The 17931-nt window shown below is 66.2% G+C and carries 13 protein-coding genes and 1 pseudogene; 11 read left to right on the forward strand and 3 right to left on the reverse strand.

Features of this window, described 5'->3' with window-relative positions; translation table 11 throughout:
• Positions 1-724 (reverse strand): annotated as a pseudogene (locus ACGFI6_RS40185) (hypothetical protein); the annotation flags it as partial.
• 219 nt (positions 725-943) lie between these two features.
• Between ACGFI6_RS40185 and ACGFI6_RS40190 the strand changes: the two are divergent.
• The 5 genes from ACGFI6_RS40190 (at position 944) to ACGFI6_RS40210 (ending at position 4142) form a co-directional block, all read left to right on the forward strand.
• Entirely contained in the window at positions 944-1093 is a 150-nt protein-coding gene (locus tag ACGFI6_RS40190) for a hypothetical protein (RefSeq protein ID WP_393127964.1), read from the forward strand.
• A 56-nt stretch (positions 1094-1149) separates the two neighbouring features.
• Positions 1150-1314 (forward strand): hypothetical protein, encoded by a 165-nt coding sequence (locus ACGFI6_RS40195; RefSeq protein ID WP_393127965.1) that lies wholly within the window; start codon positions 1150-1152, stop codon positions 1312-1314.
• A 283-nt stretch (positions 1315-1597) separates the two neighbouring features.
• Positions 1598-2710, forward strand: coding sequence for an SAM-dependent methyltransferase (locus tag ACGFI6_RS40200; protein WP_393127966.1), 1113 nt, complete (start codon positions 1598-1600; stop codon positions 2708-2710).
• Positions 2707-2901, forward strand: a complete 195-nt coding sequence (locus tag ACGFI6_RS40205) for a hypothetical protein (protein WP_393127967.1) — start codon at positions 2707-2709, stop codon at positions 2899-2901. Before ACGFI6_RS40200 ends, ACGFI6_RS40205 begins: the two co-directional genes overlap by 4 nt.
• A gap of 323 nt (positions 2902-3224) precedes the next feature.
• Positions 3225-4142, forward strand: a complete 918-nt coding sequence (locus ACGFI6_RS40210) for a hypothetical protein (RefSeq protein WP_393127968.1) — start codon at positions 3225-3227, stop codon at positions 4140-4142.
• Positions 4143-4355: 213 nt separating this feature from the next.
• Here ACGFI6_RS40210 and ACGFI6_RS40215 read toward each other — a convergent pair whose 3' ends face one another.
• Positions 4356-4655: a hypothetical protein gene (locus ACGFI6_RS40215; RefSeq protein ID WP_393127969.1), complete on the reverse strand. Its 300-nt coding sequence runs from the start codon at positions 4653-4655 to the stop codon at positions 4356-4358.
• 89 nt (positions 4656-4744) lie between these two features.
• Here ACGFI6_RS40215 and ACGFI6_RS40220 point away from each other — a divergent pair, with 89 nt between their 5' ends.
• Entirely contained in the window at positions 4745-5860 is a 1116-nt protein-coding gene (locus ACGFI6_RS40220) for a calcium-binding protein (protein WP_393127970.1), read from the forward strand.
• 344 nt (positions 5861-6204) lie between these two features.
• Here ACGFI6_RS40220 and ACGFI6_RS40225 read toward each other — a convergent pair whose 3' ends face one another.
• On the reverse strand, positions 6205-10887 hold the full coding sequence (locus ACGFI6_RS40225) for a hypothetical protein (RefSeq protein ID WP_393127971.1): 4683 nt from the start codon (positions 10885-10887) through the stop codon (positions 6205-6207).
• A gap of 717 nt (positions 10888-11604) precedes the next feature.
• Between ACGFI6_RS40225 and ACGFI6_RS40230 the strand changes: the two genes are divergently transcribed.
• The 5 genes from ACGFI6_RS40230 to ACGFI6_RS40250 all read left to right on the forward strand — a co-directional run bounded on the left by ACGFI6_RS40230 (position 11605) and on the right by ACGFI6_RS40250 (position 17874).
• On the forward strand, positions 11605-12606 hold the full coding sequence (locus ACGFI6_RS40230) for a LacI family DNA-binding transcriptional regulator (protein ID WP_393127972.1): 1002 nt from the start codon (positions 11605-11607) through the stop codon (positions 12604-12606).
• Positions 12607-12853: 247 nt separating this feature from the next.
• The gene (locus tag ACGFI6_RS40235; protein ID WP_393127973.1) at positions 12854-13762 is read left to right on the forward strand and encodes a carbohydrate ABC transporter permease; all 909 of its coding nucleotides are present in this window, start codon (positions 12854-12856) and stop codon (positions 13760-13762) included.
• A complete protein-coding gene (locus ACGFI6_RS40240; protein WP_393127974.1) occupies positions 13759-14670 on the forward strand; it encodes a carbohydrate ABC transporter permease in 912 nt (303 codons plus the stop codon). Before ACGFI6_RS40235 ends, ACGFI6_RS40240 begins: the two co-directional genes overlap by 4 nt.
• A gap of 11 nt (positions 14671-14681) precedes the next feature.
• Entirely contained in the window at positions 14682-16034 is a 1353-nt protein-coding gene (locus ACGFI6_RS40245) for an ABC transporter substrate-binding protein (RefSeq protein ID WP_393127975.1), read from the forward strand.
• A 97-nt stretch (positions 16035-16131) separates the two neighbouring features.
• A complete protein-coding gene (locus ACGFI6_RS40250) occupies positions 16132-17874 on the forward strand; it encodes a glycoside hydrolase family 35 protein (RefSeq protein ID WP_393127976.1) in 1743 nt (580 codons plus the stop codon).
• The last annotated feature ends 57 nt before the right edge of the window (positions 17875-17931 follow it).

The following is a 17931-nucleotide window of genomic DNA, read 5'->3' on the forward strand; positions in this document are numbered from 1 at the left end:
TCAGTACGTCGGCGCGCAGCCACCAGGCGCCTGCCTGTTCGGCGTACCGAAGCCCGACCCGGAAGTACTGGTCGGCCTCGGCGTGACAGCCGGCGTCGAACTGCGACCAGCCGATGACGTTCGCGAGGCGGCCGACCGCGACCTGCATCGCGGTCTGGGTCGCCCGGTCGGCCTTGGCGTCCAGCAGGCGCAACGCGTGCTGCAGTTGCGCGGCCATCGCGACACTGGAGACGGGGTGCCCGGCGTGATCGGCGGCCCGGAACACATTGGCCAGCTGGGTGACCTGATAGACGTCCTCGGGGCCGATCCTTTGCGGGACGACCGGGTTCGCGGGTCCTGGGGACCTGGTGCTGGCGATCGCCGGCGGAAGCCCGACCGCGGTCGGGGTCGAGGTCAGGCTGCGCAGGAACTCGACCCTGCGGAGATTCTCGTCGTCGGCTTCGCTCTCGAGCTCGGGGCGTGGCCCGGAGCGTTTCGGCCGGAAACCGGCCTCGGGTGGCGTCACGCCGAACACGGCGCAGATCGCTTCCCGGTACGGGCGGTGCGGCCAGGTCACCTCGCCGCGGACCAGGCGGCGGATGAGCTCCTCGCGGTAGCGGCCGGGGCGGCCGGTGATGCGCTCGTACTCGGCGTTGATCAGCTCGGCGGCGCGCGCCTGGGTCCATCCCTGCTCGGCGATCAGCCGCTGCAGCCGGACGTTCGGCACTGCCACTTCGGAAGGCATCGGATTCCCTCCCCGGGTCTTCGCTCACCGTCAACGCTAAACCACGATCCGTACAGCCGGTGGAGCGTGGAGGGCTGGAAAAGGGGGGTTTTTCGGGGGGTTGACTGTCCTGTCGGGCATGCGTGTAGAGCCGCGAGGATCGGTATCGAAGTGGTGAGGACCAGATTCCGCCTTTGAGGTGAGCAGGCAACAGCTCGCCGGACAACGGGGAGAAACACCATGCTCTACTGGGAGATCGTCAGCCGTACGGCAGCCCACGCTGCCGGGATGCCGGCGTGGATGGTCGTGCTCTACGCGCTGGTCGCGACGTCCGTCGTCGCGTACGCGCAGATCCTGCGCGAGATCAACGCCGAACTGGCCGGCCGCTGATGTCGACCGCCGTAGAAACCGGCGGCGCCGGCGCTGGGGCTGGGGGCGGGCGCCGCGTGCGGGTGTGGCTCGGCGAGCACGCGTTCATCGACTACCCCGCCGTCGACGCGAGCAACGCCGCATGGTTCGAGGCGGCGATGCGCCGCCAGTTCCGTGCCTGCAGGGTCACCAACGATCCGGATCCGGCCGTCGGCACCGTCGCGGTCGCCGGCAGCACCTAGACCGGGGGCGGGATCGGCGGGTCTCCTCACCCGCAGTCGTCCAACTGGCTCGGTGGCCACCTCACCCGCTGAGCACGGTCCCTCCCCCTGCCGGGGTCCTCGGCCCAGGCCAGCCAGCCCTCAAAGGCGAGCTGGTCCCTCCCCCGAGGGTCGAGGACTCCTCCCCTGCCGGCGCGGCGGGCGTACGAGCACCTGCCTCGGCGTCCGTCGCGCCGCACCACTTCCCCAACCCCCGTTTCCCCACCCGATTGGCCGACTCCGTCCGGTCCGAGAGGAGAACCACGTGGCCCCGGCCAGCACCCCCACACGGCGCAGGCGCGCGGAAGGCAGCGGCCAGGACGATCGGCTGAACTGGGCGCACTTCCGCGAGGCCGCGCTCGGAGGAAAGGACGCCCGGGCGGTGGAGCGCGAGCTCGTGGCGAAGCTCGAGAAAGAATTCCCCGAGCAGCGGCGGATGTTTCGGCGCATCGAGGCCGGCCAGGCCCAGGCCGTCGCCCGGCTCGCTCGTGATGCCCGGCTGCGGCAGTGGATCCACTGCGGACCCGGATACCCCATGACCGCCGCAGCGGAAGACACCCACGAGCTCGTGCTGCCGCGGCACCCGCGCCGCAAGGTGCTCTACGTGACCGACGACCAGGTCATCGCGGCCCACAGCCGCGCCCTCCGCAAAGTCGGCGAACCTGACCAGATCCGGGTGATCAGCGCCGACCTCGGGCAGCCCGAGGAGATCCGCCGGCATCCCGAGATCGACGGCTGGCTGGACTGGTCCCAGCCGATCGTCTTGCTGCACGGTGACGCCTGGATCCACTACGCCGGCACCGGCGAACAGGCAGCAGGCATCATGCAGCGCTGGGTCGACCAGCTGGTCAACGGCTCGTACACCGTCTCGACCCATCTCCTGCGCCCCGACGACGAGACCGCGAGCAGACGTGCCGCCGTACTGACCGAGAGGCTCGAAGGCACCCCGGTCGACACGCTGCAGTTCCGGACTCGCGAGGAGATCGCGGCCCTGTTCCCGAAACAGGAGATGCCCGCCGGACTCAGCCACGATCTCGACACGCGCCTGCGGCGCGGTCCCAGCGTTCAGTCGATGCTCGACGCGTGGGTCGTCGACGGCGTCGGGCACGTCACGGAATCGGTCGCGCCGGAGCCCGCATCGCACTGGATCGGCACCGACGAGGCGTCCCGGATCACCGGCTACACCAAACGCCAGCTGGCCTCGCTGGCGCGCAAGGGGCTCGTGCCGTCGAGCAGAGATCCCCGCGGCCGCTACGAGTTCGACCCCGACGAACTCCTCGAGCTCGTCGCGAGCTGGAAGCAGCTTGCCGCCCAGAACCTCAAACCTCCCGCACCACTCCCCCAGCCCGCCCCGGCGCCCACCGTGGATCGTGCATGACCGACGCCGACAAAGGTGCCGAGGTCAACCACATACTTGACGACCCCGACAGGACGCCCGAACAGAAACTCGACGCCATCCGCGAGGTCCTGCGGCCCCGGCAGTCCAGGATCCGCGGAGACTGGAACCCCGACGACGACCCGGCTGCCAGCGGCCGAGGCCGAGCCTGGCGGCCACCGCACCAGATCTAACCGTCCAGAGACACGATCGGGCCGGCCTACGGCCGCTAGACGTGCCGACGTCGTCGGCGCTGCGAGAAGCGTTGTTTCGCCCCCTCCTGGCTCCTCCATCATGACCCGACGCGGCCAGGGGTCAACCGGCTGCTTCCCCGGGCGTGTGTTCTCCGCTCCACGCTCCTACGCTGCGCTCCGGTGCGCTCCCGCGGAGCCCACACGGTCGCCGCCGGTGGACCCCTGGCCGCTTACGGCTCAGGACTCCGTCTCGCCAGGAGGGGGCGGGAAACGGTCGGGCACCACAGTCCGACGGCCCACCATCCGGCGTCAGGAGCACCTTCATGTCCACTTCCACAACCGGCCAGATCTACCCGCTGAACCGCGACCAGTCCGCCGAGCTCGTACGCCTGAGCACAGCCGCTGTGGCTGCAGCCGGGATCGCGGTCACCTGGGACGGAGGACACACGCTCGAGACGACCGACGAGGGCGGGCCGGTTCTGGGCCTGAGCAACCTGGCCCGGACCCTCGCGAGCCAAGACAAGAAGGACTGGCCTGGCCTGGTTGTCGAGCACTTCGCCGTCGTCTTGGAGCAGCTTCGTCAAGGCGCGCCCGCGGCACCGGCCGATCCCGAGCGTCAGCTGATCCAGCGCCTCATCCCCCGCGCCGCGCTGCCCGCCGACTGGACGGCCGACCGTCCCGACTTCGTGCCCGGCCTGGTGTCGGTTCCCTCGGTCGTATCCGAGAGCAGCGTGACGATGTACCTCGACCCCCCGGCCGGCCTCGGCCTGACCTGGTCTGCTGCCGAAGGGTTCGGTCTGGCCAACCTGCGTGGTCTGACCTGCGACGTCGAGTACATCGATCACGACGACATGCGGGTCGCCGTGGTCACCGGTTCGCCGTCGGCCGCGTCCAAGGCGCTCACTCTGGACGACGTCTTGGAGAACTGCCTGAACGTGGATGCCTCGAAGTACGGCGTTCTCGCGGCGCTGCCCGCCCGAGACGCCCTGATGATCCACGTGATCGAGGACCTGACCGTCATCCCGGCCTTGGGGTTCCTGCTGGGCGCCGCGACCCGCTACTTCCACGCCGCACCCAGCCCATTCACCCCGGACGTCTACAGGGTCACTCCCGACCAGACATGGCACCCGGCCACCGCCACCCGGCCAGGCCGCGCCACGCAACTGCTGTCCGCACACATGGCCGATCTCGTCCAGGAGATCGCGGCCCGGGAGGCAATGAACGCGGCTTGGCGCGAATGACGATCAGCAGTTAGCAGCAGGGCCGGGACGTCCGAAGCGTCCCGGCCCTGCTGCTTCGGACACTACTCCCCCAACCATCGGTCGGTGCCCGGTGTCGTACTCGTCGGGCGGGGCCACGGTTGAGGGGGCGTCGAGCCCCTCAACCGCGCAGTATCGGGTCCTCAGGGCATCGAGCCCTTCGGATCCGTGCTGTCGCGCAGGTGGCCAGGTTGGTCAGACGCTGACCGACACGATCGTGAGCGGCCCCACAGCAACGATGCCCTGACTGCCGAGGGTCGACAGCACCGCCGCCGTGCAACGCTCGACCTCGGCCTTTGTATCGGCGTGCAGCTCGAGGTAGGCCGTCACCGGCCCCTCGTGTCCGGCCGGCACGTCGAGGGGCCGGCTGAGGGACGGCTCGCGTGGAACGCTGACACTGTTCGCGGCCAGGGCTTTCTGCAGCGCCAGTACGGCCGCCGCGTCGTCGAGACCCGACGTCCGCAGCGGCACCGTCACGGTGTACTGCCGGCTCATAGGTCGACGGTAGCCGATCATCCGCGCGGGCCCTGTAGCTGATTGGTCACCGACGGTAGGCTGCGGCGCAGTGGCCGGCGAACGGGGCGATGGTGCACAAACTGCGACTGCTCGGGGTCCTCTCCGCGCTGCTCCTCGCAGCCGCGGTCGCGTCCTGCGGCCCGACAAACCCCAAGGCAGGAACCCCCAACACGACCGGCACGGCCACGAGCTCGTCGACGACCAGGCCGACCGATCCGGGCTGGACACCGCCAGCAACCGGCGGCACGTTCAACCCGCCCCGAACCTCGCCGGCCCCGACCACAGGAGCCGAGACCGAGCAGCCGACCGATCACCAGTACGGCCCGTGCGAGCAACACAAGGACTGGAAGAACTACAACCGCCACGTGATCATCGGCACCGAAGGCGACGACGTCATCAACGGGACCGCGGGCGACGACGAGATCTGCGGCATGGGCGGCAACGACACCATCAGCGGAGGCGGGGGCAACGACCTGATCTGGGGCGGACCGGGCGACGACGTGATCCACGGAAGCCCCGGCGTCGACACCCTCGAAGGCAACGACGGCAACGACCTCATCTACGGCGGCAACACCAGCCTCCGCGGCGAGTACGACACGATCTACGGCGACACCCACGACCTGTACGGCCGGTACGCCGACACCGGCGACGACGTCCTCATCGGCGGCACCCTCTCCCTCGGCGAACTCATGTGGGGCGGCCCAGGCAACGACATCCTGATGCCGACCGCGATCCGGACGCTGTCGAACTTCCTCAACGGCGGCGACGGCAAAGACGTCCTGATCGCCCTCAACTTCAGCACCGGGCCCAACACCGACCACGTCGACCCCGACGGCAAACCGGACACCACCGTCACGGCCAAGCTCACCAACAAGTGCAAGGTCAAACGGCAACTGTCCTACGACCCGAACGCCAACCAGGCAGCCGGATCGGTCGACTGCGACATCCCCTGGCCGTCCCGCTTCACCAAGCTCAAACGCCTCCTGCCAATCGCCGGCTCCATCGACACCAAAGGCCACCTCTCGCTCGACATGACGCTCTACCAAGGCCTCGCGAAACTGTCCGTCGATAGCTGGCACAACATGGTCGCCTGGCAAGCCACGCTCGTCGATGACGCCTGCATCTGCGACCCCGTCACCGAGATCCCACCCGAAGACCCCCGCGAGCCGTACGACGTCCCGTAGGCGGACCGAATGCATTGATGCGGACCGAATGCATTGATGCGCACCGAATCGACCAGCTTGATGTCGGTTGGCAGGAACCGACGGTTCCTCACGAACCCATTTGATCGCCAGGCCGGCCAGCGTGCTCGCGCCACGGAGCCTTCTCGTCAGCGCGAGTGTCGAGCATGAACTCGCACCACCCATTGGATGTGTTCCAAGACCCGGTTCTGATTCGGCCTTCCGGGTGGGTGGCGCCGCGGCGTGGGTGTGAAAGCAGTCGGCACCCGGAGCTTGAGGGAGCCACGGGTGCCGAGCGCTGGTTTCCAGTTGTGGAGCTAATTAGTCAACTTGACGGGCGTCCTGGGCTACTTGCCTCCCTTGACCAGCTTGGCTGCGGCTGCGTGCAGGTTGGCTGCGGCTGTGTCCGCCCGTTGTTGTGTCTGCGGGTGCTTCTGGACCTTTAGAGCCTGGTCCAGGGCGAGAGCGAACGGTCGCCATGAGATTGCGGTGTAGTCGGCGGGCGTCTGCGTCTGAGCTGCGGCGTTGGTCGCGTCCAGCTTCGTGGTGTCGATGGCGGCCGGCGCGCCGGGCTTCTCCTTGAGCGCAGCGATCGCGTCGGTGATGGCCTTGGTGGCGCGATCGATGTCCTTCTGCTTCTTGGCTGTCTTGACTACCGCCTTGCCCTTGTCGACGGCCGACTGCAGCTTCTTGACCGACGGTTTCGTGTAGTTCGAGGAGTCGGCCAGCTTCGCTTCGCCGGCCTTGATCGCGGCGTTCAGTGCCGAGAATTCGAGCGATGGCACCGAGCCCCTCGGGATCAGTCCGTTGATCGCTGCGTCGAGCTTGGAGCTCGCCGTGTCGATTTCGCGCTGGGTGTGTGTGGTGGCCTGCCCCTCCGTCAGAAGTGCTTTGTACAGATCCTGTGCGGGTACGAGCGCATCGTTCAGCTTCAGGAGACTCGCCGCCGTGTACCTGTCGAAGAAGGTTGCCAGGACCTCGGCCTGGTTGATGTTGTTCACCAGCGCCGTGACGTTCAGGCCGGTCTTGACGGTCTTGGTGGCGCTGACTGTCATCTCGTAGAGGCCCCGCGACCAGGCTTGTCCAGTCTTGCCGTGCGCCATGTCGACGTTATCGCTGTTCTCCCACTTGATGTAGCGGTAGCTGACGCCGTCCAGGTTGTGCCCCTGGAAACCGGGGGTGTTGTTCTGCTTGTTGTTGACGATGGCCTGCCAGTTGGTCGGGTTGCCGTTGGCGTCCACGTCGTTCGTGGCGTAGATGCCGTAGCGGTGCGCGTTGTCGGAACCACCCACCGACTTGAACGACAGGCCGATCGTCTTGAGGTCGCGCTGCTGTCCGAGGTCCAGCGTGATGTACATGTTGTTGCCGGTGCCCTGGTACAGCTCCTCGTTGCCGTCGTAGTTGTCCAGATCCCAGTCCTTGCCGTCGAACGCGGTCTTGATGCTGTAGTTGCGGACGATATTTGCGTCCTTCAGCGACGACCGCTTGATCAGCGACTGGTCAGCAACCTGGCTCGGGTCACGGATGAGGTTCCCGTTGGCGTCCTTGAGGGGTTGCCCGTCGGTGCCTAGCAGGTAGCCGGCCCCGGTGGTCCAGGTGGCTGCGTCCGCCTTGCTGGTACCGGACGTACCGTCGTAGCAGGTCTGCCAGCCGCCGGTGTTGGGGATGTCGCATTGCTGCGGGGAGTACTGCTGCTCCTGCTGGTAGCCGATGACGCGCGGTGTGTGGTTGTCGGGATTGGCCTTGAACTCGGGCGTCTGCAGGTCGGCGTAGGTGTTCGGGACGTCGAACTTGATGTTCTCCTCGGTCGGGTCCGTGGTGACCTTGCCCTTACCGTCCGCGTCCAGCGTGATGAACACCTTGCCGCTGTACTTGACAGTGACGCGTCCCTTGTCGGATTGATACACCGGGAAGCTCGACGTCGCGGGTTTGCCTTGATCGCCGACGCCAGCGACGCTGACCAGCTGGTCCGAGGCCTGCGAGCCGGGGCCGTCCGCGTCATCGTCGATCGTCAGCGGCAACCAGATCGTGAAAGAGTCCTCGAGATCGCCGACGACCCAGTGGCTGCCGCTGAACAAGTAGTTCGGTTCGTCCTTCGTGCCCAGGTTGTAGACGCCGCCGACCTGACTGTTGTAGGTGGTGTCGTCAGCGAAGGGCTGCAGATTGGTCCAGGCGCCGCCGCCGTCGCGGTAACCGTACTGGTTGCGTGGGAACTTCGAGTTGTCGAAGCCGTCCGAAATGAAGTTGCCCTTCGTCCGCTGGTACTGCGCCTGGTTCTTGTACCAGCCCGACTGGCCCGACGTCAGCATGTAGAGATGTGTACCGTGAGGCCCTCGGATCAGCTGCGGCGCTTCGCGGTGCTTGCCGATGTCGAGGTCGTACTCCTTGTTACTGACGACGGCGGTCATGTTGTCGTTGAGCTGCCAGACACGCATGAACTGGTCGTCGGCCGCAGTGACGAAGTAGGCCTTGCCGTCGCCGCCGGACGCAACGGTGTCGTTGATGAGCGTGTAGTCGCGGCTGCCGTAGCCGAGGTTCTGACCGTAGCGAGCCGGGGTCGGGGTGGAGCCGTCCATCGTGTAGTACACCTCGGTGCCGTACGTCGGCTCGAAGACCTTGACCTCCTGGTAGCCAGGGAAGTTCTTGTAGCTGCCGGCAGGATGCGACGACACCGGCTTGAAGATCGGAACGCTGTCGTATTCGGCCGTTCCCTGCTTCGCGTACCGGAAGGTCTGCGAGACCACGCCCGAGTACTTCAGGTCGCCGGTGTCCGTGCTGCCCGTCTGAGCGGCAGCCTTGATCGTGAACTGCCCGTCTACCAGGGAAGTGCCGTTGTTGCCCTGGGTCACAACGATCGGATACGGGTTCCACCGTGAGTTGTAGGCAATGCGGTTCGCGTTGCTGGGGTCGGTGGGATCTGAGCCGTCGTTCGTCAGCCAGATCGTGCTGTCGTACGTAGCCGGGGTCGTGTTCGTCGCGTAGATCGCGTCCGCCTTCTGCGGGTCAGAGTTGCCGCGCAGCACCAGGACGCCGTCGGTGTTGTTCTCACTCAGCTGGGGCGAGAGCAGTGGAGCCGCGGGCTTGGCGGCGTCGGAGCCGTCAGACGGCTTGCTGGTGTCGAAGGACACCACGTTGCTCATCGTTGTGGAGGCGTCGATCGGACCGACCTCGGGGAAGATGCTGTCCTTGACGTTCGGGTCGTAGGCGCCCGCACCCGAGGCGTCCTTCTTCGCGAAGCTGACCGTGTACGTCTTCACCAGGGAGCCGTCGGCGCTTTTCACGGTGATCGTCGCGACATAGTTGTTGGCTTGCGTCGGCTGATCGACCGTCGCCGTGCCCTGCGGGTTGACTGCCTTGACCTCACCGATGGACGTCAAATCAGCGACGGTGACCTTGTAGGTGAGCGTCGACGGGTCGAACCCGGGGACCGAGGTCGCATCGGCGCCGTAGGTGATGCCGGCAACAGACACCGGACCGATGGCCGTGGCGCCCGAGAAGGTGATCTCATCCGCCTTCATCCACTGACCCTGCATGGTCACCCGGGCCTGGTCGAAGGCGATCGAGGGATCCAGGGTGACGTCGTACGTGCCGAGCTTCTTCGCGACACTCGTGGTGCCGACCTGCTTCCACTCACCACTTGCCGTGAGCCCTTCGACGAGAATTCCGTCAGGTGCCTGCTCCGAGAAGTGCACGGTAGTCTTGCCGCCCTTGACGTATCCCTGCCCGAACTTGAAGGTCGCCGCGGCATTCGCCTGCGGGTAGGTCGACCATCGCGACGAGTCGGTGTCGATCCCGTCACAGACGAGGTTGCCGGAGGTGCCCTCCTGGTAGGACACGTTGTAGGACAGGTTCGCATCTCCGGCGCACTTCGTGAAGGTCAACGGACCCGAGCCGCCGCCGGGAGGAGGAGCATCCTGCGGGTAGACGACGGCATCGACCCCGTCTGTCGTCTTACCCACGTAGCCGCCACCGTCGACGCCTGCCGCGAACCGTCCTACGTCGGCCGGGTTGTCGGTCTTCACGGCCGGGTAGCGCTGAACATACGTGCCGGTGGACAGATTGCCGTTGCTTCCGTTCGGGTCCTTCTTCGCCTGAGCAGCCGTCCAGGCGCTGGTGTCCCATCCGGTCATCCGCACGGCACGGGCGTTGAGGTAAAGCGGGTCCTTGAGGTCGTTGAGCTGGTAGGTCCACCAGTTGCCGGCGCCGCCGGTGGCGGCGGTGCCGAAGGACGCGTCGCCCGAGAGGTTCCAGCCGGCCTTGGTCGCCCACGTCACCGGGCTGACGCTGCTGCCGCTGACCTGCGGGCTGCCGCCGTTGCTGGTGTTGTAGAGCTTCATGGCCTCCGGGTAGCTGGCCTGTGCTGGCTTCTCGAGCTTGTTGCCATCGGCCCCGACTGTGTACGGGTCGGCGATGAGCTTGCCCTGCCTGTCACCGAACGCGTCGGCGTTGTCCGTGTTGAGGTCTGCGGCAGGCAGGACGCTCTCGTCGAGGCTCTTGACGTTGTGGCCCCCGTCGGCGTCCACCGAGCTTGCCCCCGGGCGCTGATGGTTCTGATACACCCGGTACGGCCCGGTGACCTGGTCGGCAATCAGGCCGAGGGTCTCGGAGGCGTTGTAGTCGGCGTTCATCTCCCAGTGCACCCATACGATGAACTTGCCGTTCGGTGTCTGCGAGAAGGCAACACGCTCGGTCTTCGCATTGGCGAACGGGTGGATCTCATCACCGGTGTTCGGATCGGTCAGGTGCGTGTCCGGCCCGGCAATGACGATCTCCTTGCCGTTCGCGTCCAGGACCGGTTTCTTGTTCGTCCAGTTCTTGCCGCCGTACAGCACCAGATTCGACGACCCCCCGGCCGAAGCAGCGATTGCGCTGCCACCGATCGAGTAGTAGGTGTCCCCGACCTTCACGCCCGGCGACGCCATCGGAGCGCCGTCCTGGGTCTTGCCGGTCGAGTTGTCGACGACGAACGTCTGTCCGGTGCCATCGACAGGGACCGATGCCTGTGCGAAGGACGCCAGCGGCACGGTCATCACCAAACCTGAGAATGCCGCGATGCTTGTTTTGACGAACCGAGCCCTCGGCCGTCGGTCACGTATGGACTGATGACTCACCGTGGTTCCCTTCCTCAATTCCAGTGAACGAATGCAGCGCAACGGACCGCTGAATCGCAGAGCGACGACGCCGTCCGGCCCCCGGGGATCGCCGTGCGCCCTGTGGCGCCCGGCTTCGGTGGGACCTCCCTTCGGTGGCGCTGGACGTAGTTGTGTTGGTTCCGGTGGATCCGTCCTCTTGAGGACGTCTCCGCCTTACGTGAACGTCAGGTGCACGGCACGTCTTCGCACGCCTGGGCGCGACGACCGGGCTGGGCAAGGGATCGCTGAGGTGCACGAGCACCTCAGCGTCGACCAGTCGGCGACCGCGGCAGAACTGCAACGACACCTGTCGTCAGCATCACGGCAGCCTCACCGACATGGTCACCTCACGACGATTCTTGGTTACGTAAACATTCCGGTCAGTTTTGCCAATACGAACCGAACGTTTACGCAAACATCGTGGGGCGCGCCAACAGGGTTGTCAATACCTCGGGAACCCAAGCTGTGCCTGGCCGTCGAGTCGAGAGGCATCGAGAAACTCTCCAGCGAGAGTGGACTGGATACCCCACCTATGCTGACTTCATGTCGAACGAGACTAGGCCACAGCCCCGGGGCGTGAAGGGCCACCCAAAGTCGGGCCCCTCCATCGGAGACGTGGCCCGGTTGGCGGGAGTCTCGGCTCAGACGGTGTCTCGAGTGTCCACCGGCTCGGAGCCGGTGCGCCCTGAGACGCGGGAACGGGTGCTCGATGCCATGGGCCAACTTGGGTACGCGCCGAACCTCGCGGCGCGAGCACTCCGACACGGGAACTTCCGTTCGATCGGCCTGATCGCTCACCAGGTCATCCGCACTGGCGAGTCAAAGACCATCGAAGCAGTGATCGAGGCCGCGCGACGGGAGGGATACTCGGTAAGTCTGGTCGACGTGCAGAGCCCCTCGCCGGGCGATGTCCGTGATGCAGTACAGCATCTGAGTCACCAAGCGATCGACGGACTGATCATCATCCGCGCCGAGACCGCGACGCCGGCGACATTGGCACTGCCATCAACCTTGCCGGTCGCAGTCTCGGATTCTCGCTTCATCGGACATCACCCGGCCATCGGTGCTGACCAAGTCGGAGGCAGCCGGGCCGCAGTCCAGCACCTTCTCGACCTTGGGCACACAACCGTTCACCACATCGCCGGCCCCAGTGACTCCGGCCCCGCGGATCTGCGCGCCATGGCGTGGAAGGACACCTTGCGTACCGCTCGCCGCAGAGTACCGGCCATCCTCAGGGGCGACTGGTCCGCGGACTCCGGCTACGAGCTCGGACGACGCCTGGCGGGGCGCAGCGACGTCACCGCAGTGTTCGCGGCGAACGACGAGATGGCGTGCGGGCTGCTCCACTCGCTGCACGAAGCCGGCCGAGAGGTCCCCTACGACGTGAGCGTCGTAGGCTTCGACGACATCGAGGTCGCCAGGCATCTCTGGCCGCCGCTGACGACCGTCCGGCAGGAGTTCCAGGAAATCGGCAAGGAGCTCGTCGAGCTCATCATGCGACAGATGCGAGACCGGACAACGATGGTCGACTATCACGGGACGGTTCCCGCGCCCCTCATCATCCGCGGGAGTAGTGCGCCGCCGAGAGGTTTCGCTATGCGCGCAGCGGGCGCCTGAGCCCGTGCCTGAGATCGTTGGCAACACCCCAGATCGCCTCGTCGCCAGGGCCGGATGAGCCTCCGCCGCTGATGTCAACGATGTAGTCAACCTGCCGCCCGGGCGGGTATGGACATGGCCAGGCAAACGAGCTACCGTCACGCCATTAATGTTTACGTAAACAGGTGATAGGAGGTCATCGGAGATGGCGGAGTCGGTGGCCCAAGCGGAGAGTGCGGGCCTAGTGACAGCACCAGCGGCGCATGGGTTGCCCCGGCCTCATCGGGACCGAGGCCGGAGAGGACGGGGCGCGGCGTGGGACGGCAAGGGCTGGCTGTTCGTCGGCCCGTTCCTGGCCGTGTTCGCGCTGACGTTCCTGGCCCCGATCGGGTACGCGATTTATCTGAGCCTGTATCGCAACCAGGCCTTCTTCGGTGGCAGCGTGTTCGTGGGGCTGGACAACTACACCGAGGCGCTGCAGGACCCGAAGTTCTGGGAGGCGTTCGGGCGTGTGGCGGTGTTCCTCGTGGTCCAGGTGCCGATCATGCTCGGGCTGGCGCTGCTGGCCGCGCTCGCGATCGACAGTGCACGGCTGCACGCAGCCGGCTTCTTCCGGATCGTGATCTTCCTGCCGTACGCCGTCCCGGGCGTGGTCGCCGTTCTGATGTGGGGCTACATCTACGGCGACAACTTCGGTCTCGCCGCGAACCTCAACCACCTGCTCGGCACGACCGCGATCAAGCCGCTCAGCAGCAGCTGGATCCTGCCGTCGATCGCCAACATCGTCACCTGGGAGTTCGTCGGCTACAACATGCTGATCTTCTACTCGGCCCTGCGCACGGTGCCGGGCGAGCTGTACGAAGCTGCCGCGATCGATGGTGCCGGGACGTTCCGGACGATCCGGGCGGTCAAACTTCCGGCGCTGCGCGGCGCGATCGTGATCGCGACGATCTTCTCAATCATCGGCAGCTTCCAGCTGTTCAACGAGCCGAACATCCTGCGCACGCTCGCACCGAACGTGATCACGACGTACTACACGCCCAACATGTACGCCTACAACCTGTCCTTCGCCGGGCAGCAGTTCAACTACTCCGCCACGATCGCGATCGTGATGGGCGTCATCACCGCGATCATCGCCTACGTCGTCCAACTCCGCGGATCCCGGGAGGCATTGTGACGACAACTGTGGACAGGCCCCGCGGCACCGCGACTCGCATCGCCAAGAGGAGCGGGACGTCACCGTTGCGGCCGAAGCGGTCGTCGCTGCTGACCGGCGTGATGGTGCTCTACCTGATCTACACCCTCGTCCCACTGGTGTGGCTGGTGCTCAGCGCGACGAAGACGCAGGACGACCTCCTGTCGACGCCCGGACTGTGGTTCGGTAAGAGCTTCGCGTTCTTCAGCAACATCCAAGACACGCTGACCTACAACGACGGCATCTTCCTGCGATGGCTCGGCAACACTGTTCTATACGTGGTCGTCGGCGCCGGTGGTGCGACGCTGCTCGCGACCGCAGCCGGCTACGGGCTGGCGAAGTACAAGTTCGCCGGACGGCGCGCCGTGTTCGCCGTCCTGCTCGGAGCGGTCGCAGTCCCCGGGACCGCGCTCGCCGTGCCAACCTTCCTGATGTTCTCCAACCTCGGGCTGACCAACACAGTCTGGGCGATCATCATCCCGTCCCTGGTCAGCCCCTTCGGCCTGTACCTGATGTGGGTCTACTCGACCGAAGCGGTCCCGCCGGAACTGCTGGAAGCAGCCCGGATCGACGGCGCCGGCGAGGTCCGGACCTTCTTCACGGTGGCGCTGCGGCTGCTCAGCCCCGGCATCGTCACCACCTTGCTGTTCGCGATGGTCTCGACCTGGAACAACTACTTCCTGCCACTGATCATGCTCAGCAAGCCGAACCTGTACCCGCTCACCGTCGGGCTCACCCAGTGGAGCAACCAGGCGACCGGAGTGGGCGCCCGCCCCATCTACAACCTGGTGATCACCGGATCGTTGCTGACGATCGTCCCGTTGGTGATCGCCTTCCTCCTTCTCCAGCGCTTCTGGCAATCGGGCCTGAGCGCCGGCAGTGTGAAGTGAAAGGAAAGAGCATGAAGTCACACCTTCACGGCCTCCGACAGTTGGTGGTTGCCGGAGCCGCCCTGATGGCACTCGCGGTCGTCGCGGCGTGCGGCGGCGGGTCGTCCAACGACAACGCGAGCGGTGGCACGTCCACCGGCTCGGCCGACGCGGTCGACGCTGCGCTCAAAGCCGGCGGCGAGCTCACGTACTGGAGCTGGACGCCGTCGGCGCAGGCCCAGGTCGCCGCGTTCATGAAGCAGTACCCGAACGTGAAGGTGAACTACGTCAACGCCGGGACCGGCAACGACCACTACACCAAGCTGCAGAACGCGATCAAGGCCGGCTCGGGCGCACCGGACGTCGCGCAGGTCGAGTACCAGGCACTCCCCCAGTTCGCACTGCCGGGCTCCCTCGTGGACCTGAACCAGTACGGCTTCTCGCAGTACGAATCGGCATACACGGCCTCCACCTGGGCATCGGTGCACGCAGGCGGCGGACTGTACGGACTGCCGCAGGACTCCGGGCCGATGGCGCTGTTCTACAACAAGGAGGTCTTCGCCAAGTACGGCATCGCTGTACCGAAGACCTGGGACGAGTACGTCGCGGCCGCCAAGAAGCTGCACGCCGCCAACCCGAAGGCCTGGATCACCAACGACTCCGGTGACGCCGGCTTCACCACCAGCATGATCTGGCAGGCCGGCGGACAGCCGTTCAAGACCGACGGCAAGAACGTCAGCATCAACCTGCAGGACGACGGCTCGAAGAAGTGGACCGCCACCTGGAATCAGCTCGTCGAGGGCGGCCTGGTGTCGAGTATTCCAGGTTGGACCGACGAGTGGTTCAAGGCCCTCGGCGACGGCACCATTGCGACTCTGGCGACCGGCGCGTGGATGCCCGGCGTGATGGAGTCCTCGGTCAAGGCCGGCGCCGGCAAGTGGGCGGTCGCTCCCCTGCCGACGTACGACGGGCAACCGGCCACCGCGGAGAACGGCGGCAGCACCGAGTCCGTGCTCAAGCAGAGCAAGAACCCGGCACTCGCCGCGGCCTTCGTGCGCTGGCTGAACCACGATGAGGGGGTCAAGCCGTTCCTCGCCAGCGGCGGCTTCCCGGCGACCACGGCCGACCTCAAAGACCCGGCATTCGTTGACAAGGCGAGCACATACTTCGGCGGCCAGAAGATCAACCAGGTCCTCACGGGCGCGGCCGGCAACGTCGTGAAGGGCTGGACCTACCTGCCGTACGAGCTGTACGCGAACAGCATCTACGGCGACACCGTCGGCAAGGCGTACCAGTCGAAGTCCGACCTGAACGCCGGTCTCACGGCGTGGCAGGAGGCCCTGGTTACCTACGGCAGCCAGCAAGGCTTCAAGGTCAACAGCTGACCGGTTCCGACCAGGTGGCAGTGGCTGGGTCCCGACCGGCCACTGCCACCTACTCCATTTTCCGCCTGCAGCACCCTCTGCCCAGAGACGAGATCCCATGCCTGACTTTGCGATCGGTGAAGCCGACTTCCTCCTGGACGGCCGTCCCTTCCAGATCATTTCCGGTGCGCTGCACTACTTCCGGGTACACCCGGACCACTGGTCGGACCGGATCGAGAAGGCGCGGCTGATGGGGCTCAACACCATCGAGACCTACGTCCCCTGGAACCTGCACAGTCCGAGTCCCGGTGTCTTCGACACCTCCGGAATGCTCGACCTGGGCCGATTCCTTGACGAGATCGCCGCGGCCGGGCTGTATGCGATCGTCCGACCGGGGCCTTATATCTGCGCTGAGCTGGACAACGGGGGCCTGCCCGCATGGCTCCTCCGTGACGAGGGCATCGGCGTACGTCGGTACGAGCCGAAATTCATGGCCGCAGTCACGCAGTACCTGCGGGATGTACTGGAGATCGTCTGGCCGCTACAGATCGACCAGGGCGGGCCGGTGCTGCTCGTCCAGGTCGAGAACGAGTACGGCGCGTTCGGGAATGACCAGACCTACTTGAAGGCCCTGGCCGACGTCATCCGGACCGAGGGCACGACAGTTCCCCTCGTCACCGTCGATCAACCGACCGACGCGATGCTCGAAGCCGGCGGACTGGACGGCGTTCTGCATACCGGATCGTTCGGATCCCGTGTCACGACGCGGCTCGAGACACTCCGTCGGCACCAGCCGACCGGACCGCTGATGTGCATGGAGTTCTGGGACGGCTGGTTCGACTACTGGGGTGGACGACACCACGCCACCAGCGCCGCCGACGCCGCCGCGGAACTCGACGCACTGCTCGCAGCCGGAGCCTCAGTCAACATCTACATGTTCCATGGGGGAACGAACTTCGGACTAACCAGCGGCGCCAACGACAAGGGCGTGTACCGCGCGACGGTGACGTCGTACGACTACGACGCACCGCTCGACGAGGCCGGCAATCCGACAGAGAAGTACCACGCCTTCCGCGCGGTGATCTCGCGGTACGCACCCGTGCCGGAAACCTTGCCGTCACCGGCCCCACCTGTCCCAGCGCTCAGCGCGGCGCTTGCCGATCCCATCCCGCTCCTCACGAATCCGGGCGGAACCTGGTCGGAGTATCACCAGTTGCCGACCCTTGATGCCCTGGACGCCCGGCTGGCGATCTTTCGCGTCGAGCTGCGTCAGGGCGGTCCGTCGGTGCTGACCTTCGGCGAGGTGCGCGACCGCGTCCAGGTGTTTCTGAACGGTGCACCGGTAGGCATCCTCGAGCGCGAACGTCACGAGCGGACGATCATGCTCCCGCACAGCCAAGGACGACTCGAGCTCGTGGTCGAGGACCAGGGACGCGTGAACTACGGCCCGCGCATCGGTGAACCCAAAGGCTTGATCGGCCCGATCCTTCTGGGGCCGGACGAGCTCACCGGATGGTCAGCCTGCGCAATCGACCTCGACAGGCTACCCTCCGCGTGGAATTCGGCCCGTCCGACTCCGTCCGCCCTCGACATCGGGCCGCACGCGTGGCGCGCGACCTTCGAGACCGACGGGCAGTCCGACCTGTTCCTGCGAACCGATGCCTGGGGCAAGGGCTTCGCCTGGATCAACGGCTTCTCCCTCGGCCGGTACTGGCGCCGCGGCCCCCAGCACACGCTATATGTCCCCGCGCCCGTCCTCGTCAATGGCTCCAACGAACTCGTGGTACTCGAGCTGGAAACCCTCGAAACCCCGACCGTCACCTTCGCCCCCGGCCCCTGGCTTGGCCACACCGACCTGTAACGGAGTTCCTGCAGCTCGGTGTCCGGGCCAGGGATCAAGGCTCGCTGAACCTGAAAG

It is taken from the genome of Kribbella sp. NPDC048928 (genome assembly GCF_043197975.1).
Taxonomy (GTDB): domain Bacteria; phylum Actinomycetota; class Actinomycetes; order Propionibacteriales; family Kribbellaceae; genus Kribbella.